This is a genomic window from Pseudarthrobacter sp. NPDC058362 (genome assembly GCF_042723515.1).
GTDB lineage: Bacteria > Actinomycetota > Actinomycetes > Actinomycetales > Micrococcaceae > Arthrobacter.
In genome coordinates this window covers 67,617-90,079 of sequence record NZ_JBHXIW010000006.1, presented here as the reverse complement: position 1 = coordinate 90,079, position 22,463 = coordinate 67,617, and the positions used below count along the sequence as shown (strand labels likewise).

Annotated in this window: 20 protein-coding genes; 7 read left to right on the top strand and 13 right to left on the bottom strand. The window is 67.7% G+C overall.

The features are described 5' to 3' along the window. Positions 1–40: 40 nt before the first annotated feature. Complete coding sequence (locus tag ACFWIX_RS12710; protein WP_377216486.1) at positions 41–1,174, bottom strand: zinc-dependent metalloprotease; 1,134 nt, start codon at positions 1,172–1,174, stop codon at positions 41–43. Between the two features lie 49 nt (positions 1,175–1,223). Beyond that, positions 1,224–2,726, bottom strand: coding sequence for a D-alanyl-D-alanine carboxypeptidase/D-alanyl-D-alanine-endopeptidase (gene dacB, locus ACFWIX_RS12705; protein ID WP_377216485.1), 1,503 nt, complete (start codon positions 2,724–2,726; stop codon positions 1,224–1,226). A 151-nt stretch (positions 2,727–2,877) separates the two neighbouring features. Here dacB and ACFWIX_RS12700 point away from each other — a divergent pair, with 151 nt between their 5' ends. Together ACFWIX_RS12700 and ACFWIX_RS12695 are read left to right on the top strand one after the other, a co-directional pair. Then, the gene (locus ACFWIX_RS12700; RefSeq protein ID WP_013599443.1) at positions 2,878–3,366 is read left to right on the top strand and encodes an inorganic diphosphatase; all 489 of its coding nucleotides are present in this window, start codon (positions 2,878–2,880) and stop codon (positions 3,364–3,366) included. A 122-nt stretch (positions 3,367–3,488) separates the two neighbouring features. Continuing rightward, positions 3,489–4,799 (top strand): carboxylesterase family protein, encoded by a 1,311-nt coding sequence (locus ACFWIX_RS12695; protein ID WP_377216484.1) that lies wholly within the window; start codon positions 3,489–3,491, stop codon positions 4,797–4,799. A 12-nt stretch (positions 4,800–4,811) separates the two neighbouring features. Here the strand turns inward: ACFWIX_RS12695 and ACFWIX_RS12690 are convergent, their stop codons facing one another. Beyond that, positions 4,812–7,196, bottom strand: coding sequence for a phosphoketolase (locus ACFWIX_RS12690; RefSeq protein ID WP_377216483.1), 2,385 nt, complete (start codon positions 7,194–7,196; stop codon positions 4,812–4,814). Positions 7,197–7,314: 118 nt separating this feature from the next. Here ACFWIX_RS12690 and ACFWIX_RS12685 point away from each other — a divergent pair, with 118 nt between their 5' ends. Next, positions 7,315–7,914: a hypothetical protein gene (locus ACFWIX_RS12685; protein ID WP_377216482.1), complete on the top strand. Its 600-nt coding sequence runs from the start codon at positions 7,315–7,317 to the stop codon at positions 7,912–7,914. 7 nt (positions 7,915–7,921) lie between these two features. Here the strand turns inward: ACFWIX_RS12685 and ACFWIX_RS12680 are convergent, their stop codons facing one another. The 3 genes from ACFWIX_RS12680 to ACFWIX_RS12670 form a co-directional block, all read right to left on the bottom strand. Continuing rightward, positions 7,922–8,506 (bottom strand): histidine phosphatase family protein, encoded by a 585-nt coding sequence (locus ACFWIX_RS12680; protein WP_377216481.1) that lies wholly within the window; start codon positions 8,504–8,506, stop codon positions 7,922–7,924. 31 nt (positions 8,507–8,537) lie between these two features. Then, the gene (gene treS, locus ACFWIX_RS12675) at positions 8,538–10,784 is read right to left on the bottom strand and encodes a maltose alpha-D-glucosyltransferase (protein WP_377216608.1); all 2,247 of its coding nucleotides are present in this window, start codon (positions 10,782–10,784) and stop codon (positions 8,538–8,540) included. Between the two features lie 209 nt (positions 10,785–10,993). After that, positions 10,994–11,854, bottom strand: coding sequence for an HAD family hydrolase (locus ACFWIX_RS12670; RefSeq protein ID WP_377216480.1), 861 nt, complete (start codon positions 11,852–11,854; stop codon positions 10,994–10,996). A gap of 266 nt (positions 11,855–12,120) precedes the next feature. On the opposite strand from ACFWIX_RS12670, the gene ACFWIX_RS12665 reads away from it, so the two are divergent. Further along, positions 12,121–13,158 carry a hypothetical protein gene (locus ACFWIX_RS12665; protein WP_377216479.1) on the top strand — a complete coding sequence of 346 codons (1,038 nt, stop codon included), beginning with the start codon at positions 12,121–12,123 and terminating at the stop codon, positions 13,156–13,158. A gap of 46 nt (positions 13,159–13,204) precedes the next feature. On the opposite strand, the gene serS is transcribed toward ACFWIX_RS12665, so the two are convergent. Continuing rightward, positions 13,205–14,485: a serine--tRNA ligase gene (gene serS, locus ACFWIX_RS12660; RefSeq protein ID WP_377216478.1), complete on the bottom strand. Its 1,281-nt coding sequence runs from the start codon at positions 14,483–14,485 to the stop codon at positions 13,205–13,207. Positions 14,486–14,575: 90 nt separating this feature from the next. Between serS and ACFWIX_RS12655 the strand changes: the two genes are divergently transcribed. After that, positions 14,576–15,631, top strand: coding sequence for a diacylglycerol/lipid kinase family protein (locus ACFWIX_RS12655; RefSeq protein ID WP_377216477.1), 1,056 nt, complete (start codon positions 14,576–14,578; stop codon positions 15,629–15,631). Positions 15,632–15,643: 12 nt separating this feature from the next. Here ACFWIX_RS12655 and ACFWIX_RS12650 read toward each other — a convergent pair whose 3' ends face one another. From ACFWIX_RS12650 to ACFWIX_RS12640, 3 genes are all read right to left on the bottom strand, one after another. Next, the gene (locus ACFWIX_RS12650) at positions 15,644–15,847 is read right to left on the bottom strand and encodes a hypothetical protein (RefSeq protein WP_377216476.1); all 204 of its coding nucleotides are present in this window, start codon (positions 15,845–15,847) and stop codon (positions 15,644–15,646) included. Between the two features lie 94 nt (positions 15,848–15,941). Then, the gene (pheA, locus tag ACFWIX_RS12645; RefSeq protein WP_377216475.1) at positions 15,942–16,919 is read right to left on the bottom strand and encodes a prephenate dehydratase; all 978 of its coding nucleotides are present in this window, start codon (positions 16,917–16,919) and stop codon (positions 15,942–15,944) included. After that, complete coding sequence (locus ACFWIX_RS12640) at positions 16,919–17,245, bottom strand: rhodanese-like domain-containing protein (RefSeq protein ID WP_377216474.1); 327 nt, start codon at positions 17,243–17,245, stop codon at positions 16,919–16,921. The genes pheA and ACFWIX_RS12640 overlap by 1 nt, the downstream gene beginning before the upstream one ends. Positions 17,246–17,358: 113 nt before the next feature. Between ACFWIX_RS12640 and ACFWIX_RS12635 the strand changes: the two genes are divergently transcribed. Then, the gene (locus tag ACFWIX_RS12635; RefSeq protein WP_377216473.1) at positions 17,359–18,762 is read left to right on the top strand and encodes an amidase; all 1,404 of its coding nucleotides are present in this window, start codon (positions 17,359–17,361) and stop codon (positions 18,760–18,762) included. Here ACFWIX_RS12635 and ACFWIX_RS12630 read toward each other — a convergent pair. Both ACFWIX_RS12630 and ACFWIX_RS12625 read right to left on the bottom strand, forming a co-directional pair. Further along, positions 18,759–19,142, bottom strand: coding sequence for a DUF4190 domain-containing protein (locus ACFWIX_RS12630; protein ID WP_377216472.1), 384 nt, complete (start codon positions 19,140–19,142; stop codon positions 18,759–18,761). The two genes, ACFWIX_RS12635 and ACFWIX_RS12630, sit on opposite strands and share 4 nt — an antisense overlap. Before the next feature lie 47 nt (positions 19,143–19,189). Further along, entirely contained in the window at positions 19,190–19,969 is a 780-nt protein-coding gene (locus ACFWIX_RS12625; protein ID WP_377216471.1) for a nuclease-related domain-containing protein, read from the bottom strand. Positions 19,970–20,204: 235 nt separating this feature from the next. On the opposite strand from ACFWIX_RS12625, the gene pgm reads away from it, so the two are divergent. Continuing rightward, positions 20,205–21,875 (top strand): phosphoglucomutase (alpha-D-glucose-1,6-bisphosphate-dependent), encoded by a 1,671-nt coding sequence (pgm, locus tag ACFWIX_RS12620; protein WP_377216470.1) that lies wholly within the window; start codon positions 20,205–20,207, stop codon positions 21,873–21,875. Here pgm and ACFWIX_RS12615 read toward each other — a convergent pair. Next, positions 21,872–22,381 carry a 2'-5' RNA ligase family protein gene (locus ACFWIX_RS12615; protein ID WP_377216607.1) on the bottom strand — a complete coding sequence of 170 codons (510 nt, stop codon included), beginning with the start codon at positions 22,379–22,381 and terminating at the stop codon, positions 21,872–21,874. The two genes, pgm and ACFWIX_RS12615, sit on opposite strands and share 4 nt — an antisense overlap. Positions 22,382–22,463 lie beyond the last annotated feature (82 nt).

Genomic DNA, 22,463 nt, shown 5'->3' with positions numbered 1-22,463 from the left:
CTTGTCCAGCTTTTTGAACGTCTGGGGGAAGCTCGGGCAATTAGAGGCCCATCCGCTCGAGCCAGAGCTTGGCGTCGTGGATTTCCGGTTCGGTGGGCAGGTGGTCCGCAGACTCCCAGACCTTGTTGAAACCCTCCATCCCGGCAACGTCCACCACAGCGCGCACAAACCGGGCACCATCCGAGTACTGCCGCATCTTCGCGTCAAGACCCAGCAGGCTGCGGATGAACTTTTCGATGACGCCCCGGTCCTTGCCGCGGGCGTTGAAGCGCTGTCGGATGGTCTTCACGGACGGCACGATGCTGGCGTCCACGGCATCCATCACCACGTTGGCGTGGCCCTCCAGCAGGCTCATCACAGCAGTCAGGTGCGAAATCGCGGCCTTCTCCTCCGGGTCCTGCAACAGGTCCAGGATGGCGCCGCGGCCGGGGGTGTCGCCGGACGCGGACCGGTCTTTCAGCGAGCGGGCGGCTGCGGTGGCCCGTTCCATCAGGGAATCGACGTTGCCCAGGAGGTGTTCGCTGAGCTCCTCGATCTGGTCCAGCATGTGGTCCCGGAGCCACGGCGCGGCGGCGAACTGCACCCGGTGGGTCTGTTCGTGCAGGCACACCCACAGCCGGAAATCCTCCGGGGTGACGTTGAGCTCGCGTTCCACCGCAACGATGTTCGGTGCCACGAGCAGCAGCCGGCCGCCCGCGGGGCCGTGGGAGTTTTCGGCGAGCGCAGAGAACGGATCGTACTGGCCCAGGACCTTGCTGGACAGGAACGCGAGGATGGCACCGAGCTGGCTGCCGGTGATGGCACCGCTCACGCTCGCCGCCGACGGGCTCACGGTGCCGCGGCGGTTCGCCAGCATCTTCTCCATGGCCGGTTTGAGCATCACGGCGAAGCTCTGGGTATTGGCCTTGGACCAGGAGGCGCGGTCCACAATCAGCACGGACGAATCCCGCAGGTCCCGCGCCGCTTCCAGTCCGGTGATCTGGTGGACGTGGCCCACGGATTCATCGGCGGCCCGGCGCAGGCTCTCTACCGCCTCGCCGATTTCCGCCTGGTTCAGCACGGGGCCGGCGGGGGCAAGCCGCGCGGCAGCCGAGGCCGCGAGGTCCCAGTTGATCAACGCCTGGGCCGGGTTGGACAAGGCCTGGGCTGACGACTCACGCTCAGTGGACTCCATGCCTCCCATCAGAACACAGCACCGGCCGTTCCCGCACGGCAACGTGGAGCTACCGGCAACCGCAGGCCGCGAGCGCCGTGGCGGCCTGGTCCATGGCTGCCTTATTTCCGGCGGCGCCGGGGGTCAGCCCGTTCCCGATGAATGAAAACACCAGCAGCCGACCGTCCGCGTCCACCACGTAGCCGCTGAGGGCCAGCACGGTGTTCAGCGTTCCGGTCTTGGCGCGGACCAGGCCGGCTCCATACCCGGTGGCATCGTCGCCGTACCGGGTGTCCAGCGTCCCGGTGAGGCCAGCGACGGGAAAACCGCCCAGTGCGGCGCGGAGCCTCGGGTCCGTGCCGGACGTGATGGCGCGGACCACTTCCGCAACCTGCCGTGCCGAGACCTGGTTTTCCATGGCCAGTCCGGACACGTCCGCCAGGTTCATGGCGCCGGTCGGGATGCCGGCTTCCCCCACCTGCGTGCGGACCACGGCCGTGGCCGCGTCATAGCTTCCGGCCAGTCCGTCCGCCACGGCAGCCATCCTGCCCAACGTCTCCGCCAGGTAGTTGTCGGACGTCTGCAGCATCCAGCCCACCTGCTCGGCAACGGTGGCAGATTCCACCTCCGCCAGGGTTTCCCGCGTTTCCGGTGCGCCGGCCGCCATGGCAGGAACGCGCACGACGCCGGCTGCCACAGCCAGTCCCGCGGCCTTGCCTTTCGTGCGCACCAGGTCAGCGAACACACCGGCGGCGGTCAACGCGGCGTCCTGCGGCCGGGGGCCGGTGACGACTTGGGGGTCGTACCGGGCCGAGTTCAGCGCCAGCGGGTACAGCGGCGCCACTTCCCCGGCCTCGACATCGCCGGCGTCCCAGGCGGGGTTCAGGGCAGGGCCGGTGAACAGCGAATCATCAAGCAGTACCGCAATCTTCCCGGCGGCGCCCGAGGTCCGCAGCGATTCGACGGTCTGTTCCGCCAGGGTGGCGAGGCCGGCCCGGCCCATGACGGCGTTCGGCGTGGAGTTCCCCGCCCCCAGCAGGACATCGCCGCCGCCCATCAGAACCACCTGGCCCGGCCGGGACCCGGCCACCACGCTGGTGGAGAACCGGCGCTCCGGGCCGAGCGACCGCAGCGCCGCAACAGCGGTGAGGAGCTTCATGTTGGAGGCCGGCACCCTGCCGGCTGAACCGCCCCGGTCAAACAGGACCTGGCCCGTGAGCGCATCCTGGACGAACCCTGTGAAGGTGCCGCCGCCGTCGGGCTTTAACAAAGGATCAACCTGCGTGCGCACGGCCGCGGCGGCCGGAAGCGGAGCACCGGCTTCGAGGGCCGAAAGGCCGGTGCGGGCGGTGAGCGAGGCGGGGGCCTGGTGCCAGGCCGGGACCGACGGAGCGGTCTGCGGCGCAGGCCCCGTGAAACCGGGCGCCAGTTCGATGGCCGCGGGTGCGAGGAGGGCGGTCAGGAGCACCAGCAGCACGGCGGGCGGCCAGGCGCGGCGAAGAACGGCGGGGAGGCCACTGAGGGTCCGGCGGCCGCGGTCACGCCGCAGTTCCCGGCCGGTTGTTTTGGTCATGCTGGTGCTGGTCCTCAGTCCTGAAATATCCCCACAAGTTCCTGATTCCAGGGCCTCTCGCTATATCCTCAATAATAGTCGGCGGCACGGACACTCCCTTCTGGCAGGCGTCAGGATGCCGCGAACCCCCGCAACTGCCGAGGAGCATTCCATGAAGCACGACGTGACCATCGAGATCCCCAAGGGGTCCCGCGTCAAGTACGAAGTCGACCACGAGACCGGCCGCGTCCGCCTGGACCGCGTCCTGTTCACTGCCATGCAGTACCCCACCCACTACGGGTACTTCGAAAACACCCTCGGCGAGGACGGCGACCCCTTGGACGCGCTGGTGCTCCTGCAGGACTTCGACCTGCACCCGGGCGTCATCGTCGAGTCCCGCCCCATCGGCGTCTTCAACATGACCGACGACGGCGGCGGAGATGCCAAGATCCTCTGCGTCCCCGTGGATGCCCGCTTTGACCACATCCAGGAAGTCAGCGACGTCAACGAATTCCTGATCAAGGAAATCGAGCACTTCTTCACCCGCTACAAGGACCTGGAGCCAGGCAAGTGGGTCAAGGCCGAGGGCTGGGGCGACCGTGCCGCCGCCGAGGCGGAGCTGGAGGCCTCCATCAAGCGTTACGTGCCGACCGGCCACTGACTTCGCCACTAAATCCCCGTCTCCCGGACAAATCCCCGCCCAACGCGTGGGGGAATTGTCCGGGAGACGGGGATTTCTGTTGTCCGCTCCAATGAAACGAGCCAGTCCTGACCTCCCAGCTGTTGTTCCACCCGCCGTGCGGCCCCGTTGAGGGCTGGCGCGACGGGGACGTCATCCGCGCAACCGGGATCCCGTACGCCACGGCGGCCCGTTTCCAGCCGCCGTCGCCGGCAGCCGACTGGACCGGCGTTTACGCGGCGACCTCTCCCGCGCCGGCCTGCCCGCAGGGCCCGGTTCCCTTCCTCGACGACGTCCTTGGCACCAGGTACGGCGAGCTTCCGGGCAGCGAGGACTGCCAGAACCTTTCCATCGCCATGCCCGGCGACCTTGCTGCCGGGGAACGGCTCCCGGTCATGGTGTGGATCCACGGCGGTTCCTACACCACCGGATCCGGGGACCTGGCCATCTTTGACCCCGCCCGGCTGGTGGCCGAGAACCGGGTCATCGTGGTGTCGGTGACCTACCGGCTGGGGCTATTCGGCTTCCTGGGCACACATAACGGGCGCCCCGGAAACCTGGGTCTGTTAGACCAGCTCGAGGCATTCCGCTGGGTCCGGCGGAACATTGCGGCCTTTGGCGGCGACCCCGGCCGGGTCACCGCCTTCGGCCAGTCCGCCGGCGGTGACGCGATCGCGCACCTGATGGCCACGCCCGAGGCGCCGTCGCTGTTCCAGCGGGCCATCATCCAAAGCGCTCCGCTGGGGATTGCCCGGGGCCGGGCCAAGATGAACCACGCCATGGGCATCGCCGCGGACTCCGTCACGGACGACACGCCGGCCATGGACGTGGTGGCCCGCGAAGCCGAGGTTGCCCAGGTGGCGCGGAAGTTCGGCATGCTGGCGGCAATGCCCTTCGGCACGCAGTATGGACATGCGCCGCTGCCGGAAGAAAGCGGCATCGAGGCTGCCTGGGACCGCTCCGCGCCGGACATCGACGTGCTGATCGGACACACCACAGGGGAAGCCAGGCTGTTCCTGCCGCGCAGCCCGTACCTGAGCAGGCTTGCCCGGGTGCCGCTGGCAGGGCTTCCACTGCTGCGCGCCGTCAACTGGCTGGTCACGGAAACCGTATACGGCCGCGCTACGCGCAGGTTCGCCCGGCGGCACGTGCGGGCCGGCGGGCACGCACACCGCTACCTCCTGCACTGGCACGCCCCGGGGAACATTTTCGGGGCGGCCCACACCATCGACCTGCCGCTGCTCCTGGGCACCCGGAAGACGTGGGAGGGCGTGGGGCTGATTGCCGGCGCAGAGTGGGAAGAAGTGGACCGCGTCGGCCGGGAGCTGCGTGCGTTGTGGGCCGGGTTCGCAGCCGGGGCCGAGCTTCCCGGGTCCGGCGACATCGCCGGTGCGCTTGGGTTCAAAGCCGCCTGACCCTGGGCCGCCTCAGCCCTCGATTTTCACGGCAAGGGTCCAGTCGCGGATCTCCTCCGGGTCCTCGCCGTGGGTGCGGGTGTGCTGGCGTGCCCGGTTACGCCGGTCCTGGAGCTCCTGCCGCAGGAGGGCGCGCCGGGCAGCGAGGCCCGGCACCCGGTCGATGGCGTCGATGGCGAGCTGGAACCGGTCGATCCCGTTGAGCATAGCCATGTCGAACGGCGTGGTGGTGGTCCCCTCTTCCTTGTACCCGCGCACGTGGAGCCCGTCCTGGTTGGTGCGGCGGTAGGCCAGCCGGTGGATGAGCGCCGGATAGCCGTGATAGGCGAAGATGATCGGCTTGTCCGCGGTGAAAATCCCGTCGAAATCGCGGGCGGTCAGTCCGTGCGGGTGCTCGCTGGAATCCTGCAGCCGCATCAGGTCCACGACGTTGATCACGCGAACCTTCAGCTCGGGCGCACCTTCCCGCAGCAGCGCAGCCGCGGCGACGGTCTCCACCGTGGGCACGTCGCCTGCGCAGGCAAGGACGACGTCGGGCTCCTCCCCCGCGGCTTCCGAACCGGCGAATGTCCAGATCCCGAGCCCACGGCGGCAGTGCTGGGCGGCTTCGGCAGGCCCCAGCCAGGTGGGCGAGGGCTGCTTGCCGCTGACCACGATGTTCACGTAATCCGTGGACGCCAGGCATTGCTCCATCACGCACAACAGCGTATTCGCGTCCGGCGGCAGGTACACCCGGATGACCTCGGCCTTCTTGTTCACGGCGTGGTCGATGAACCCGGGGTCCTGGTGGGAGAACCCGTTGTGGTCCTGCTGCCAGACGTGCGAGGACAGCAGGTAGTTCAGCGACGGCACCGGCATCCGCCATGGCAGCTGCCGGTGCACCTTCAGCCACTTGGCGTGCTGGTTGAACATCGAATCGACAATGTGGATGAACGCCTCGTAGCAGTTGAAGACGCCGTGCCGCCCGGTCAGCAGGTACCCCTCCAGCCAGCCCTGGCACAAGTGCTCGCTGAGCACCTCCATGACCCGGCCGGACCGCGCAAGGTGCTCGTCGCCGTCGTCAATCCTGTACTGCCACACCTTGTCGGTCGCCTCGTAAACGTCCTGAAGCCGGTTCGACGCGGTCTCATCCGGCCCGAACAGCCGGAAATTCGCCATGTTCTGCGCAATGACGTCCCGCATCCACCCGCCGAGCGTGATCATGGGGCTGACGCGCTCGGTCCCCGGCCTGGAAACCTCGACGGCGTGGTCCCGGTAGGCGGGCAGCTTCAGTGCCCGCCGCAGGACTCCGCCGTTCGCGTGCGGGGTGGCGCTCATCCGCAGGTCGCCCCGCGGGGCAGCGCGGGCGACGTCGGAGCGAAGCCGGCCGCCGCCGTCGAACAATTCCTCGGGACGGTAGGAGCGCAGCCATTCCTCAAGCTGCCGCAGGTGCTCCTCGTCGGTCCGCACCTCCGACAACGGGACCTGGTGGCTGCGCCAGGTGCCCTCCACCTGCAGGCCGTCCACCATGCGCGGGCCGGTCCAGCCCTTAGGCGAGCGCAGCACGATCATCGGCCAGCGCCGCGCGCCCTCCCCGTCGGCGGAACCCTTCCGGTGGGCGTCCTGGATGGCCCGGATGTCCGCCAAACAGTGCTCCAGAGCTGCCGCGAAGTCGCGGTGCGCCTGCTCCGTGGCGTCAGGGTCTTCCACCTCCACGAAGTACGGTTCGTGCCCGTAGCCGCGCATCAGCTGCTCCAGCTGGGTACGGGGCATGCGCGCCAAGACGGTGGGGTTGGCGATTTTGTAGCCGTTCAGGTGCAGGATGGGCAGCACGGCGCCGTCCGCCACGGGATCCAGGAAGGTGTGCGAGTGCCAGCTGGCCGCCAGTGGCCCGGTTTCCGCCTCGCCGTCACCGATCACGACGGCGGCCACCAGCTCAGGGTTGTCCAGCACCGCCCCGTACGCATGAGCGAGCGAATATCCCAGTTCGCCGCCCTCGCTGATGGAGCCGGGCGTCTCCGGAGCGGCGTGGCTGGGAATTCCGCCGGGGTAGGAGAACTGGCGGAACAGTTCCGCGAGGCCGTCCTCATCCCGGCCGACGTGGCCGTAGACCTCCGAGTAGGTGCCCTCCAGCCAGGCATTCGCCACGACGGCGGGACCCCCATGGCCGGGACCTGCCACGAAGAGCATCCCGGCTGAGTCGCGGCAGATGACGCGGTTGAGGTGCGCGTAGACGAAGTTCAGGCCGGGGGTGGTACCCCAGTGGCCCAGCAGGCGGGACTTGGTGTGTTCCGGCTTGAGCGGTTCGCGCAGCAGGGCGTTTGCCCGGAGGTAGATCTGCCCCACCGACAGGTAGTTGGCCGCGCGCCACCAGCGGTCCACGAGCTCAAGTTCGTCCTGCCCCATGCTGCCGGCCATAACCATCCTCACATTGCGTCCGCCGCTGTCGGCGGCACTCCCCCATCGCACCAGATGCCAAGGTCAGGGGCAACCCTGCTTGCCTTCCTTTACCTACCTGCGGGTAGTCTTTGGTGCAATGTTCACCTTGACCATCAACCAGACGGACAGCAGGCGCGACGGCGACCTGGTCCCCCAGCTGTTGAGGGACCTGCGGCACATTCCTGCGCGACTGGATTTCGACCGCTCCGTCGAGGATGAGGTCCAGGGCATCGTGGACTGCCCGCACCAGGCAGTGGAAGCGGCGCTGATCGCCCTGCGCTGCGGGTCCTGGTACGTGGGGATCGGCGTCGGCCCGGTGAACGAGCCGCTGCCCAACCTGATCCGGGACGCCACCGGACACGGGCTGGTGTATGCCCGCCGGGCCGTGGACCGGCTGCGCAGCACCAGGGAACGGGTTCCGGTGGCCGTGGAGGGACCCCTCGCGGACATATCCCGCGAGGCCGAGGCAGTGCTCCGGCTCCTGGGCCACATTGTGCATGACCGGTCTACGGCTGAATGGCGGGTTCTGGACCTGCTGACGCCCGGCGTCCGGGGGCAGCAAAAGGCCGTCGCACAGGAACTGGGCATCACCACGCAGGCCGTCAGCAAGGCCCTGGCCCGGGCGCAGTGGCACGAGGAACACGCAGCCCGGCCCGCCGCCGCACGGCTCCTCGGGCTGATCCTCGAAGTCCGCTAAGGCCCTGCTAGCTTCCGGTGGCCGCCATCACCGGTTCGCCGTTGAAGTATTCCAAATGCCAGCCCTGGATGGCGTGGTGGTGTGCCAGGTTGAGCACGGCGTTGTCCACGCTGGCCAGCGTGCGGCCGGTGGCACGGCTGAGGCTCACCCGGAGCAGCGTCCCGTGCGTGACCACCAGGAGGCGCCTGCCGCGGAACTCCTCGGCCAGGTCCTCCAGCGCACCCAGGCCGCGCGCCGCGGCGTCGTCCTCGCTTTCGGCGCCGCGGAACCCGCCAGGCACGCGCAGCGCCTCCAGCTCGGGACCGGCCTGCATGCCCTCCGCCGGGCCGAAGCTGCGCTCCGTCAGTTCCGGGACGCGCCGCGCCACGGTGAGGCCCAGACCTTCGGCGATCAGGTCCGCCGTCTCCGCCGCGCGGCTCAGCGGGGAGGAGACGACGGCGTCCCACCGGTAAGGCGCAAGGGCAGCGACGGCGTCGCGCGCCTGCCCGCGTCCGACGTCGTTCAGCGGGATGTCCGTTGCCCCCTGCAGCCGCCGTTCGGCGTTCCAGTCGGTCTGGCCGTGGCGGATGAGGGCGAACGTAGTCAGGGTCATGGCAAACATTCTGCCCTGTGCACGCTGTGGATTACGAAGCGGAATCCGTCTCCGGTTCCTCTTCGGGCGCGTCTTTGAGCACCAGGGCCGTGCCGCCGTAGGCCGGAAGTTCCAGGAAGAAGCTGTGCAGGTCGTCCACCTGGCCCACCTGTTCTCCGGTGAAGAGGTCGTGGACCGTGGAGCCCGGCACCAGGTGCGACGACTGGATGCTGCCGGCGATGTCCTGTCCGGAAAAGTTCAGCACCGTGGCCTGGAGCATGCCGTCCTGGAGCTGGTTGACCAGGACCAGGAGAGCCCGGTTGGACACGTCCGGCACGTCCAGCAGCGTGCTGGTAGCCACCCCGGACTGTTCCCGCACCGCCAGGATCTTTTGCAGGCGCCGGGCAAACGAGTCCGGGTTGCCGAGCTGTTCGGGCACCGGACCGTAGAGGCTGCGGGCGCGGGGCATGCCGGCGGAGGACGCCTCCGCCTCGGGGCTGGTGCCCATGAGGTCGTGGGCGCCGCGGTTGATCCAGCGGGTATCGCCCTGGACGGTAAGCTCGCGGACCTTTTCCCGGTCCAGGGCCGTGATGCCGGTGAGGTCCCAGCCGGAGAGGGCGAATACGCCGGGCTGGAGCGCGTTGTACATGGACAACAGGATGTGGATGTCCATCACCTGGGTTTCCTGCTCCGGGGTCAGGTTGTCCGGATCCTGGATGCCCAGGGCCGCCATGATGAAGCTGACCGTGGTGCAGGCGATCCCGTTGGTGGTGAACAGCGCGTTGTACGGGGTGGCTTCCCCGGTGAGGCGCTCGCGCAGGGTCTGCTGGACGTGCTCGGCCACCTCGGCTCCGGTGAGTTCCTCGCCGTGGAGTTCGAAGACGTCATCCTTATGCCCGGCGGCGAAGTGCACCAGCTCGTAGGTGAGCTCGTCGTGGTTCTGCAGGGCATGCACCAGGGACGCCTGGTCCACACCGATGTCCATGGAGAGCTTGAGGGTGAGGCGGAGGAATTCGGTATCCGCGGTGACCAGTGCGTAGTGGTACGCGGGCCGGGTGATGAAGTCGTAGGACAGGTCCGGCCCGCTCTCGGAGGTGGCTTTGATGTCGTCAATGGTCAGGTTCAGTTCCTGGAACGAGAACCCGCCCACCTTGCGGATCATGGACCCGATCAGCTGGTTGGCGGCCTCGGACAGGGGGTGGCCCTCGGACCAGCCTGGCTCCTCCTCGGCGCTCTTTTCCACGCCCAGGAAGCCGTTGGCGTCCAGGCGCAGCGCCCCGGTTCCCAGGTCCAACAGGGAGTGCAGGGCGTCGCCCACCACCAGGCGCATGCCGGCGAAAGTGGGGTCCAGCCAGTTGATGGAGGGCTGGCCGGCCTTGAAGTAGTGCAGGTAGACCCAGCGCCGGGTCTTGCCGTCCGTGCCCACGATGGGCCGCGTGGCGCTCCAGTTGGTTTCCTTGACGCCGGGCTCGTAGAAGATCACGCGCTGCAGCCGGCCGATGATGTAACCGGCCTTCTGCAGGGCCTTCTCCGCCTCCGGGCTGATGTTCACCGAATCGTGGCCCTCGGGGACGTCCGGCAGCAGGTTCCAGTCCTCCTGCGGGATGTCGATCATGTGGTAGATGCCCGGGTAATCCCGGAAGTTCATCTCGGCAAGCCTGAAATCCGCACCCTTGCCCGTGTGGCCTGGGACAATGTCATCAATCACCGTGCCCTCGTGGTCCGCCGCGACTTCGCACATGCGCCGGAACTCGTCCTCGGTGCCAAACACAGGATCGATCGCCATGCTGATGCGGTCGAAGTGACCGTCCACGCTGGGGGTCTGCGCCCAGCCCTGGATGCCGCCGGCCAGCTTGACCGGGCCGGTGTGCAGGCCGCGGATGCCGATCTCGCGGAACGCCTCCCACAGCTCCGGGTCGCCCAGCGCCGCCAGGAAGGACTGCCCCGGCCGGGTGATGAAGGACAGCGGGTAGGCGGTGAACCAGACGGGGGCGCGTTCGACGGCGGCCCGCGGGTTGGGGTGCGCGTAGGAGTTTTGCCACATGCTCGCCTGGCCGGAAAGCTGGCGGGCCATCACGTTCGCGTCGCCGAGCATCGCCTGGTTTCGCAGCCACTCCACATACGCGGCGTTGCGGCCATCGAATTCCAGGGAAGGCCGGTCGGCAAAGAATTGGCGACGGCGTGCCACCGGTCTCAGCGCCTTGGGACGGGCCGGGTAGAACTGCTCGTCGTACGTAATGTCCCCGGCCTCGGTCGCTCCCGGTTCGAGCTCGCCGGGCTCAACGGCAATGCTGTCGATCGAAAGGTCTTCTTCGGAACTTGATTGCCGCACAGACGTCTCCTTCGCAGGGTGTTCCGCCTTCCGGCAGAACCTCCCGGGTGTGTTGTTCAAGTGGTCCCGTACCCCGGCGTTGCCGAACTACTCGCACCGATCTTTCCCAACGTATGGGGATTGCCTGCATCTATCAAGCGACCGCGCCCGGTGTGTGGACTGCCTATACCCCGACGCTAGACGAGGCTGCGCAGCACGTGGGCGGCGCCGTCGTCGTACACGGAGTGGGTGACCTCGTCCGCGGCGGCGAGCACTTCCTCCGGCGCCTGGCCCATGGCCACGCCGCGTCCTGCCCAGGTAAGCATCTCGATGTCGTTCCGTCCGTCGCCGATAGCCACCGTCAGGTGCTGTTCGACGCCGAGGCGCACCCGGAGCTCCTCGAGGGCGCTGGCCTTGGTGACCCCGGCGGCTGCGATGTCCAGCCAGGCGGTCCAGCCCACGGAGTACGTGACGCCGGCCAGGCCGATCTGCCGGATGGCCTCGTTGAACTCCTCCGGCGTGTTCTCGGTGCTGAAGACCACCACGCGCACGGCAGTGGCCTCGAGCATGGTGTGGAAGTCCACGCCCACGGCCTCCACGCCGAAGCTCGCGTCCTGGAACCGCTCCGTGGAGAGGAAGTTGCCGTCTTCATCCTCCAGCGCGTATTTGGCCGAAGGGAGCCGCTCACGGAGGGCGCGCAGGGCGGGGGCGGGATCGAAGGTGGCCTTGTGGATAACCTCGTAGCCGCCGTCCAGTTCGGGGTGCAGCCGGAGGGTCACACCGCCGTTGCAGCAGACGGCATAGCCGCGGTCTATGCCGATTTTTTCGATGATGGGCAGGGTGGCGTTCAGGGACCGGCCGGTGGCCACCAGGACGTCATGTCCGGCCGCGACTACGGCCTGCGCTGCCTGCCGGACGCCCGGGGACATGTGGCCGTCATGGTCCACCAGGGTGCCGTCCACGTCGAGGGCGACCATGAGCTTGCGGCGGTTGAGGTTGTTTGTGGTGTCTCGCCGGTCATCGTTGCCGGCGACTGAAGTTTCAGTCACTGTTGTCATTCATCCAGTAGAGCAGACACCCCACACAGCCGCTAGGACGCGGGCCACACCCGGGTTGAACAGCTGGTTAATACCCACAGGTTATCCCCGGTGTGAGTGTTAACCTCCGGGGTTCCCGTTCGCGAAACTGGGAGTTCCCCCCGGCGTGGACAAATCCCCGCCGCGTTACCAGGGGAAAAGACCGTCCCGCGGGGATTTGCCGCCACTTGTCCACATCCGCAGGACCCGGCCTTGGCTTGGCCGTCCCTCGTGCCCAGCATGGGACCATGCCATCCAACCAGCTGCCCGACACTCTCCCCCCAACACTGATCCTGGCCAGTCGACACCGCGCCCTCACGGGCAACAGCCGCGACCTGAGCCGCAGGTACCGTGCGGGCACGCTGGTCAGGGTCAGGACCGGAGCCTACTATCCGAAAGAGGCCTGGCTCTCACTGAAGCCTTGGGAACGCTACGCGATGACGCTGACCGCTGTGGCGGCCCTCGATCCCTCGACGAAGTTTTGCTACCTCACCGGCCTCCGCATCTGGGGCCTCCCTGGGCCAGGCGTTCCCGGCCATATTCACGCCATTACTGATTCGCCGCACAAGGCGGGCACGCTGGCACCTACCACCAAGGCAGCCCGGGATGCCAAGACCGGGCTGACCGGGCTGGAGCGCGTGCGCGCTTACGGCATCCGCCGGCACCACTGGCCAGCCGAGACCGTCCAGCACCGCGGATATCGGGTCACCTCACTCGTCCAGACCGTCCTGGACTGCGTGGCGCGGCTGGACCTACCGGAGGCCTTGGCCGTTGCCGACGCTGTATTGGGGGCGCACCACGGGCAGGAGAAACGGCTGACCCGACAGGAACTGCACCAAGGTGCTTCCCGCATGTCCGCCGCCAAACGCAGACGGGTGGAGGAGGTCCTGGCCATGGCAGACGAGGCCTGCGAGTCCGTAGGGGAATCGCGCAGCCGGGCGCTGTTCCGGGTCTTGGGTCTTCCCGCTCCCGTACTCCAGCAATCGTTCCATGACAGCGCGGGGTTTATTGCGCGGACCGACTTCTTCTGGCCGGAGTTTGGCGTCATCGGTGAATTCGACGGCGACGCCAAATACCTTGAGGACGGCTTCCTGGGAGACCGCAGTACCCGCGAAGCAATTCTGGCCGAGAAGAAGCGTGAAGACCGGCTGCGTGCCCTCGGCTACAAGGTGGTCCGTTGGGACTGGAAGACCCTGTCAGAGCCCGGCCTGCTCGACAGGAAGCTGCGGGCCGCAGGCCTCAAAGCCGAAAAGTCCCCGCGGCAAGGACAATTCCCCCGCGCATGACGGGGGGATTGGTCCACGGAGCGGGGACTTCTGAGGCAGACAGGACCTAGAGGACCGGGAGGACCTCGAGGCCGCCCAGGTACTTCTGGAGGGCCTTCGGCACGTTGACGGAGCCGTCCGCGTTCTGGTGGTGCTCCAGCAGCGCCACGATCCAGCGCGTGGTGGCCAGGGTGCCGTTCAGCGTAGCCACGGCCCGGGTGCCCTTGGCCACGCCCTCGGAATTCACGGCGCGCTCACGGATGTTCAGGCGTCGGGCCTGGAATGTGGTGCAGTTCGAGGTGGAGGTCAGCTCACGGTACGCGTTCTGGGTGGGAACCCAGGCCTCACAGTCGTACTTGCGCGCCGCGGACATACCGAGGTCCCCGGCAGCGGTGTCGATCACCCGGTAGGGCAGCTCGCACTTGGCCAGCATCTCTTCTTCCCAGGCCAGCATCCGCTGATGTTCGGTGGCGGCTTCCTCAACGGTGGTGTAGATGAACATCTCCACCTTGTTGAACTGGTGCACGCGGATGATGCCGCGGGTGTCCTTGCCGTGCGAACCGGCTTCGCGGCGGTAGCAGGAGCTCTGCCCTGCGTAGCGGATGGAACCGGCGGAAAGGTCAAGGATCTCGTCTGCGTGGTAGCCGGCAAGCGCAACTTCGGAGGTGCCCACCAAGTAAAGGTCGTCCTCGGCGAGACGGTAGATCTCGGCGTCGTGCTTGACGTCGAAGCCCGTGCCCTGCATGGTCTCCGGGCGCACCAGGGTGGGAGTGATCATGGGGACGAAGCCATTTTCGATGGCCTGGTCCATGGCCATCTGCAGCAGCGCCATCTCCAGGCGCGCGCCCACGCCGCGGAGGAAGTAGAAGCGCGCACCGGAGACCTTGGCGCCGCGTTCCATATCGATCGCACCGATGAGCTCACCGATTTCCAGGTGGTCCTTCGGCTCAAAGTCAGGGAATTCACGCGGCTTGCCGACGGTCTTGATGACAACGTAGTCGTCCTCACCGCCGGCCGGGACGCCGTCTTCCACCAGGTTGGGGACGGTGCGCAGGAGTTCCTCCTGCTTGGCCTGAGCTGCGTCGGCCTCGGCAGAGGCGGCCTTGACAGAGTTGGCCAGTTCCTTGACTTCAGCCAGGAGTGCCTGCTTTTCTTCGCCCTTGGCCTGGGCCACCTTCTTGCCAAACGCGTTCTGCTCGGCACGCAGGTTTTCGAACCGGATCAGCGCTGCCCGGCGGGCGGAATCGGCGGCGATGATCGCGTCCACCACTGATTCGTCGGCGCCGCGGGCACGCTGGCTGGCACGGAATTTGTCCGGGTTTTCGCTGAGGTCTTTTACGTCGATCACCCCCTAAGGGTATCCAATCGAACGCACGACGGCGGGAGGGGCGTTTGTCCCCGAACGATGTGCCTTCCGCCGGGCTACTGTTGAAGCACCATGAGTGACTGGATCCTGTACCTGCTGATCGGGGTGGCGCTTGCCTTCGCCATTTCGAGCTGGTGGGGCGTGCGGCGGCTCCGGGCCCTGCATATCCGAAGCACGGTGGGCGGGGAAGCCATCGAGCCGGAGCTGAAGAAGCAGCGGGTGGCCGTGGTCCTGAACCCCGTCAAGGCCCGCGCCGCCGAGGCCCGGGCAACCATCCAGCGCGCCTGCCTCGCCGCCGGCTGGGAGGACCCCCAGTTTTTCGAAACCACCGCGCGGGATCCGGGCTTCAGCCAGGTGCGGAATGCACTGGAAGGAAAGCCCGACGTCGTCCTGGTGGGCGGTGGCGACGGCACAGTGCGCGTAGTGGCTGAGTCGCTGGCCGGCACCGGGGTGGCGATGGGACTGGTGCCGCTGGGCACAGGCAACCTGCTGGCAAGGAATCTGGAGCTGGACGTGGGCGACTTGCACTCCAGCGTGAACACGGCGCTGTTCGGGCGGCAGCGCTACATCGACACCGCCCGCATGGGGATCGAGAATGCCCGGACCGGCCATCAATCGGAGCACGTGTTCCTGGTCATTGCCGGCATCGGCATGGACGCCGAGGTCCTGGCGGATACAAGCGACGGCCTGAAAAGGGCTGTGGGGTGGCTGGCCTACACGGAGGCGGGAGTCCGACATCTGCCTGGCCGCCGGAAGAAGGTCAGCATTTCCCTGGACGAAGGGCCCGCCCAGGTGAGGAATATCCGCAGCGTCCTGTTTGCCAACTGCGGCCTTGTACCGGGCGGCATCGATTTCATCCCCCAGGCGATGATCGACGACGGCATGCTGGACGTGGTGGTCATGAGCCCGCGAAGCGCCTTTGGCTGGCTGCTGATGTACGTCAAGGTCATGTCCAAGCACAGCGGAAAGCTGCCAATCATGACCGTTTACCGGTCACGGAAGATCATTATCGAGTGCCCGGAGCCGATGCCCACCCAACTCGACGGGGACACTGCCGGAGAGGCAACCCGTGTCACTGTCCAGGTGAAGCCACAGTCACTGCTGGTCAGGGTCAAAGGACGGGATTAGGCCGGATCCCGGTCAGGCGCTGGGTGCCTTATGGTCGTGTCCGGCAGCCTTGGCCGCGGCGCGTGCTTCGGACTGCTCGCGGATCATGGCCTGCTCCTCCTCGAAGCGCAGGCGGTCGGCCCGGTCCGCTTCGTCGCCGTCCCAGTCCTGGTTGTCGCCGGCGGGCTTGGGGTTGACGATCATTCCCTGGCCGTCATTTGTGTTGCTGGTTGTCATGACCCGCTCCCTTCGTTAGGGGCCATCCCCCGTATGGATCAAGTAAGCATACGCATTGTCCACAGCCCGGGGAAGTACTTCGAAGGGCATTTACCTACGCTGTGGGCGAAGTGCCCGCAGCGCTCCCACCTGCGGCGTTGTCCGTATCAACGATGGCCGCCACCCAGGACCGGGCCGCGGTAAAAGACTGGTCCGACATATGCGGCTCGATGGCCGTTTCCTGCATGTCCGCCCGGGCATATGAACCGAGGAAGCGTGTGGCCGGGCTGATCCGGTGCAGTCCGGCCAAGGCGTCCGCCACCCGGGCGTCCCGGGCGTGGCCGTCGGCGTCGATGCTGAAAAAGTAGTGCCCCAGGTACTGCCCCGTGGGCCGGGATTCGATCCGGCTCAGGTTGACGCCCCGGCTCGCGAACTGGTCCAGGATTTCCATGAGGGCGCCCGGCCGGTCCTCGGGGAGGGGGACCACCACGGTGGTCTTGTCCGCGCCCGTCCGCTCCGGAAGCGCGCCCGGTCGGCTCACCAGGATAAACCGGGTGACGGCTCCGGGGTTGTCGCCGATATTTTCGGCCAGGACTGAAAGTCCGGGCTGGTCCTGAGCCATCAGCGGGGAGCAGATGGCGGCGTCGTAATGGCAGTCGTCGTCGAGGAGGCCCATCGCCGCGGCTGCCGTGGAGGAGCCTGGAACGTATTCGGCTGCAGGAATATTTGCCTCCACCCACAACCGGCACTGCGCCCACGCATGTCCGTGCGTTGACACCCGCCGCACGTTCTCCAGCCGGACGCCGGCCTTCGCCACGAGCACGAAGCTGATGGGCACCAGCACTTCGCGGATGATGCGCAGTTCCGCGCCGCTGGCGATGGCATCCAGCGTGGCGGTGACGCCGCCCTCCACAGAGTTTTCGATGGGCACCATGGCAGCGTCCGCGCGGCCCTCGCGGACCAGGTCGAGGGCGGCATTGACGTTCGACGCCGGCACCCGGGCAGCCTGCAGCGCCCCGGGAACCTGCAGGAGGGCTGCCTCGGTAAACGTGCCTTCCGGTCCCAGGAACGCGTAGGTGGCTGGGCCTGGCATCAGAGGATGATGGGCTTCAGGCCGTTGTCCGAGACCAGCGGGCGGCCCGCTTCGAGCCACTGGTCCATGCCGCCGGCGACATTAATCGCGGTGTAACCCTGGCCGGTGAGCCACTGCGTTGCGCGGAAGGAGCGGCCGCCCGTGCGGCAGATCACATAGAGGTCCTGGTCCGGATCGAGCTCTTCGAGCCGAGCGGGAAGCTGGTCCATGGGAATGTGCAGCGCGCCCTCGGCATGGCCTGCCACCCATTCGTAGTCCTCGCGCACGTCCAGGAGGACGGCGTCATCAGGGAGGTCATTGACGGGGACGGTATCAAAGTCGCTCATGGGAATCCTGTCTCGCAGCCGGTAGAAGCTGCATTAAGCCTAGTCCCACCCGGGTCGCCGGGCGCCGGGCGGCGATAGGGCTAGGCTTTCGGGAGACCCGAAGGAGGACCCCCTTGGCCGAACTCCACGACCTTTCCGCGGTGCGCCTTCGGGACGCATTGCGGCACGGCGAGGTTTCGGCGGTGGAGGCCGTGGGTCATTTCCTGGCCCGGGCCGAGCAGCGCAACCCCCTGCTGGGAGCCTTCATTACCCTGACAGCAGAGCAGGCAGAAAGGGACGCTCGAGCGGCCGATGCCTTGTTCAGCACCGCACCCGACAGCCTGCCCCCTCTGCACGGCATGCCCTTGGCATTCAAGGACCTGACGGATGTGGCCGGTGTGGTCACCACCCACGGCAGTGCGGCCCTGGACCACAGGCCGGCGCCTGCCGACGGACCCCTTGTCGCGGTCCTTAGGGGCGCCGGAGCCATCTCGCTGGGCAAGACCCAGGTGCCCGAATTCGGGCTGACGGCCTACAGCGAAAACCGCATCGCGCCGCCGTCGCGCAATCCCCATGCCCCCAGCCGAAGTTCCGGCGGGTCCTCGGGAGGAAGCGCTGCCGCGGTGGCCGCGGGCCTGGTGCCCTTTGCGCCAGGGTCCTACGGCGGCGGGTGGGTCCGCATTCCTGCGGCGGCATGCGGCCTGATCGGGTTAAAGCCCGGACGGGGCTTGGTTCCGGCGGGCGAAAACCAGGGCGACCCGGCCCGGCTGGTGGCGTCCGGGCCGCTGGCCCGCACCGCCGCCGACGCTGCCCTCATGATGGATGCCCTTGTCCCGGAGGCGACATACCTTGGCAGCCTGGACCGCATCTCCGGGCAGCTGCGGATTGGCGCCACCCTGGACAGCCCGTGGGCAAGTTCGTTTCCGTTCGCGCCGGACCAGGAAGCCCTGGACGCGCTCGAGGCTGGCCGGAAGCTGCTGGAACATGCCGGGCACGTCGTCGATGAGGCACTGGTCCGCTATGACAACCGTTACCCGGACGCCTTCACGAACGCCTGGACGGCCGGGGTGGCCAGCGCGCGGATCAGCCCTCACAGAGAACCGCTGCTGGCGCCCCTGACCCGTACGTTCCGGCGCCGGGCACAGCAGCGCAGCCCGGCCAAGCTGCAGGAGTCCCTGGCGCTGCTGCGGCAGTTCGAGCACGACACCATCGCCCAATACGCGCAGTGGGACCTGATGCTCACCCCCGCGTTGGCCCAGACGCCGCGGCCGGTTGGTTGGTTTACCGGCACGGCCCACGGCGGGGAACGCTGGCCTGCAGCCCAGTGGCCGGGAGACGCCGACGAGGACTACCGGAAGCAGTGTGAATACGCGCCCTGGTCCTCGATGGTGAACGTTGCGGGCCTGCCGGCAATCACCATTCCTGTCTACTGGACGGGTAGCGCCGCGGGTCAGGGGCTGCCCATGGGCATCCAGTTGGTCGGCCCGATGGGGTCCGAGGCGCTGCTGCTCCAGGTAGCGCACCAGTTGGGCTTCTAGGCCGAGTAGTAGGTTTCCGCCCGGAAGATGGCCAGTCCGATGAGGATCAGCACCCACAGGGCGCCGTATCCGAGCAGAAAGAGATAGCCCATGACCAGGCCGGCGATGGAGAGTCCCCGTCCGGCAGGCTCCCGCTTCAGGCCAAGGTGGCCGGTAATAATGGCAGCCACTTGGGGAACCAGGAGCCAGCCCATGATGACCGAGGCAAGGCCGCAAACCAGGCTGGCGATGCTCAACGGCTTCGGCTGGTCGGCCACGCCGTAGTAATACTGCTGGGCACCGGGTCCCGGATAGGGCTGATACAGCGGCGGCTGATATGCGGACGGCTGGTAATACGTCGGCCGCTGCGGGCCTGGCCACGGCGGCGGCTGGTTGGACACGGTTTCCCCCTCAAGTGATGGCTACAGCCTACCGGCGCGGTGGCTGGCTACGGGCCCCCCGGCGGCAGGAAAAACACCGCGAAAACAACGAAGGCTGCCAGCAGCGCCAGCCTGCCGGCAGTGATCGCACCGAAGTGGGGCCCGGCGGTGCGGCCGGGGTGCGCCATGGCGGGCCGCCCGTACTGCGAAGGATCCCATTCCTTTGGCGGCATATATCCAGCGCCTGATGCCCGCCCGTGCCGTTCCTTCCGCCGCGCGGGGCGTCCCCCGCGGGCGGGCACCCGCCGGGGAAAGCCTGCGAGTCCCGCCTGCTGATCGCCGGTCAGTGTACGGCCAAGTGATTTGTGCAGGCCCGCAACGTCCTCGCGGTCCAGGACCTCTGGCAGCAGGCCGATAGCACGCACTACCTGGCCCGGTCCCACCACGGGCACGTCCGCCCTTGTGATCCCGAAGAGGTTGGTCTGGGCCGTCATGCAGATCAGCGGCCGCACCAGCCTGCGGTACCGGGGTTCCACTACGGAGGTGACGGCCGCGCACTGGGCGAGGGCGCCCTCAACCGCCTGCGGCCGCGCGTAACGGTCCTGCCAGAGCCCGCCGGACACTACACGCACGTCGCCGGTCCAGTCTTTGGCATCCACCACCACGATCCCGCCCGGCCCCACCAGGACGTGGTCCAGGCGCGCCTGCGGCCGTCCCGGCCAGTTGACCTCGTGGAACTGCTGCCAGCCGCTGTGCACAAGCGCTGCCAATGCCTCGTCGAGGGTTCCCGCAGCGTGGCGGCCATCATCTGCGCCGCCGCTGCCTGCTCTCCCGCCTGCCGCCCCCATGGCCGCCCCCCTGTCCACTGCCGGAAACACCGTTGGCGGCAGGACGCCGTCGTCCGTTGTTCTCCGGGTCTTTCCCTGGATTTCTTCGAACGTAACAGGGCCCGCAACCGGCGGAACATAGGTACTTTTCGGCCCCGGTACTCAGGCGCACTACTTGCATGACATTCCGCCGTCACAGGGGCCGGATGCTGGACTGTCCGTTTGGGCGCGGGCGCGTCTCTGGCATGCTGGTGCCATGGCTAGCCGCGCGGGTACAGTTGCCCTCCCCCAGGACCTTGTTGACATCACTGCGCTCCTTGATGCGTACTACGACATCACGCCGGACCTTTCGGACCCGGGCCAGCGGGTGGCGTTCGGAACATCCGGGCACCGCGGTTCCAGCCTGAAGGCGTCATTCAACGAGCGGCACATCGTCGCCATCACCCAGGCGATCGTGGAATACCGCGCCGGCCAGGGCATCACCGGCCCCCTGTTCCTGGCCAAGGACACCCACGCGCTAAGCGAACCTGCGCAGAACTCGGCGCTGGAGGTCCTCGCCGCCAACGGCGTCGAGGTCCTCGTCGACGCTCGGCACGGCTATACCCCCACCCCGGCGCTCAGCCACGCGATCCTCACCTACAACCGGAAGGCCGGGGCAGGTGCCCCGCAGGCCGACGGGATCGTGGTCACCCCCAGCCACAACCCGCCCGCGGATGGCGGATTCAAGTACAACCCTCCGCACGGCGGCCCCGCGGACTCGGACGCCACCGGCTGGATCGCCAACCGCGCCAACGAACTCCTGGAGAACGACCTCCGCGGCGTCAAGCGCATTCCCGTAGCGGACGCCCTGGCTGCGGACAGCACCGGTAAGTTCGACTTCCTCAGCAGCTATGTGGACGACCTGCCGTCCGTGCTGAACCTGGACGCCATCCGGGACGCCGGAGTCCGGATCGGCGCGGATCCCATGGGCGGGGCATCCGTGGACTACTGGGGCGAAATCGCCGAGCGCCACCACCTGAATCTCACCGTGGTGAACCCTACGGTTGATCCGCAGTGGGCGTTCATGACGCTGGACTGGGACGAGAAGATCCGCATGGACTGCTCCTCGCCCTCCGCCATGGCGTCGTTGATCCAGCGGATGTCCGACGGCGGCACGGCCACCGGGGGCGGCTCCGCCTTCGACATCGCCACCGGAAACGACGCCGACGCCGACCGGCACGGCATTGTCACGCCCGACGGCGGGCTGATGAACCCGAACCACTACCTCGCCGTCGCGATCGACTACCTCTACCGCAACCGCAGCGGCTGGAACCCGAACTCCGTGGTGGGCAAGACCCTGGTCTCCTCCTCGATCATCGACCGCGTGGCGGAAAGCCTGGGCCGGAAGCTGGTGGAGGTTCCGGTGGGCTTCAAGTGGTTCGTGCCCGGGCTGCTGTCCGGCGAAGGCGCGTTCGGCGGCGAGGAATCGGCCGGCGCCTCCTTCAACAAGAAGGACGGCAGCGTGTGGACCACGGACAAGGACGGCATCCTGCTGGCGCTGCTGGCCTCCGAGATTACCGCTGTCACCGGCAAGTCGCCGTCGCAGCTGTACAAGGGGCTGACGGACCAGTTCGGCGCCCCTGTCTATGCCCGGATCGACGCCGCTGCCACGAGGGAGCAGAAGTCGGCACTCGGCAAGCTCTCGCCGTCGGACGTCACCGCGACCGAACTGGCCGGCGAGGCGATCACCGCGAAGCTCACCGAAGCCCCCGGCAACGGCGCGCCGATCGGCGGGCTGAAGGTTGTCACGGAGAACGCATGGTTCGCAGCGCGCCCGTCCGGCACCGAGGACGTCTACAAGATCTACGCCGAGTCCTTCAAGGGCGAGGAACACCTGAAGCAGGTGCAGGCCGAGGCCAAGGCCCTGGTGGACAGCGTTATCGCCTAGCTGCTGTCCGGTAGGCTCCACAGGCGCAGGATGCGCCGGATGGTGCGGTCGCCGTCGGGCGCCATGTCCACCAGGGCAATCCGGTCAAGTACGACGGCGTCTCCCGGACGCAGGCGCTTCACCTCCGGCCCCGCGCCGCGGTGGGAGACATGCGGCCGGTAACCGGACAGGGTGTGGTGCGGCGTGAGGATGCGGCCGTCCAGCGCTTCAACGGCCCGCACGAGATCCTCGTGCAGGGCTTGGAGCGCGGGGTCTGGTTCAACGAGGCTGACGGGGACCGAGCCGCCACGGCCGAAACCTGCGTCTTCCCCTATCAGCAGCGTGGCGCCCAAGGCTGCGCGGGCAGTCGCGTCGGCAGCCGCCGCCAGCGCTGCGGCGGGGTCGGCGCCCGCGGAGGCATCGGCGTCGAACCTCACCAGCGTGATGTGCAGCGGCCATTCGCTGCGGGGGAAAACCAGCCCGTCGGCCACCGGCTCGACGAAGGCCACCAGGATCAGGTTCCGCATTGGCATAGCCCCAGTCTCCCATCCCCCCACCCGACGCTCTCTCACTCCCTGCGCCTTAAACGCCGTCGCTCTCTCACACGGT

Bases quoted from the DNA above. Each gene is read 5' to 3' on its own strand.
- ACFWIX_RS12710 (WP_377216486.1), bottom strand. From the start codon at position 1,174: ATGGAGTCCACTGAGCGTGAGTCGTCAGCCCAGGCCTTGTCCAACCCG.
- dacB (WP_377216485.1), bottom strand. From the start codon at position 2,726: ATGACCAAAACAACCGGCCGGGAACTGCGGCGTGACCGCGGCCGCCGG.
- ACFWIX_RS12700 (WP_013599443.1), top strand. From the start codon at position 2,878: ATGAAGCACGACGTGACCATCGAGATCCCCAAGGGGTCCCGCGTCAAG.
- ACFWIX_RS12690 (WP_377216483.1), bottom strand. From the start codon at position 7,196: ATGGCCGGCAGCATGGGGCAGGACGAACTTGAGCTCGTGGACCGCTGG.
- ACFWIX_RS12685 (WP_377216482.1), top strand. From the start codon at position 7,315: ATGTTCACCTTGACCATCAACCAGACGGACAGCAGGCGCGACGGCGAC.
- ACFWIX_RS12680 (WP_377216481.1), bottom strand. From the start codon at position 8,506: ATGACCCTGACTACGTTCGCCCTCATCCGCCACGGCCAGACCGACTGG.
- ACFWIX_RS12670 (WP_377216480.1), bottom strand. From the start codon at position 11,854: ATGACAACAGTGACTGAAACTTCAGTCGCCGGCAACGATGACCGGCGA.
- ACFWIX_RS12665 (WP_377216479.1), top strand. From the start codon at position 12,121: ATGCCATCCAACCAGCTGCCCGACACTCTCCCCCCAACACTGATCCTG.
- ACFWIX_RS12655 (WP_377216477.1), top strand. From the start codon at position 14,576: ATGAGTGACTGGATCCTGTACCTGCTGATCGGGGTGGCGCTTGCCTTC.
- ACFWIX_RS12650 (WP_377216476.1), bottom strand. From the start codon at position 15,847: ATGACAACCAGCAACACAAATGACGGCCAGGGAATGATCGTCAACCCC.
- pheA (WP_377216475.1), bottom strand. From the start codon at position 16,919: ATGCCAGGCCCAGCCACCTACGCGTTCCTGGGACCGGAAGGCACGTTT.
- ACFWIX_RS12640 (WP_377216474.1), bottom strand. From the start codon at position 17,245: ATGAGCGACTTTGATACCGTCCCCGTCAATGACCTCCCTGATGACGCC.
- ACFWIX_RS12625 (WP_377216471.1), bottom strand. From the start codon at position 19,969: ATGGGGGCGGCAGGCGGGAGAGCAGGCAGCGGCGGCGCAGATGATGGC.
- pgm (WP_377216470.1), top strand. From the start codon at position 20,205: ATGGCTAGCCGCGCGGGTACAGTTGCCCTCCCCCAGGACCTTGTTGAC.
- ACFWIX_RS12615 (WP_377216607.1), bottom strand. From the start codon at position 22,381: ATGCGGAACCTGATCCTGGTGGCCTTCGTCGAGCCGGTGGCCGACGGG.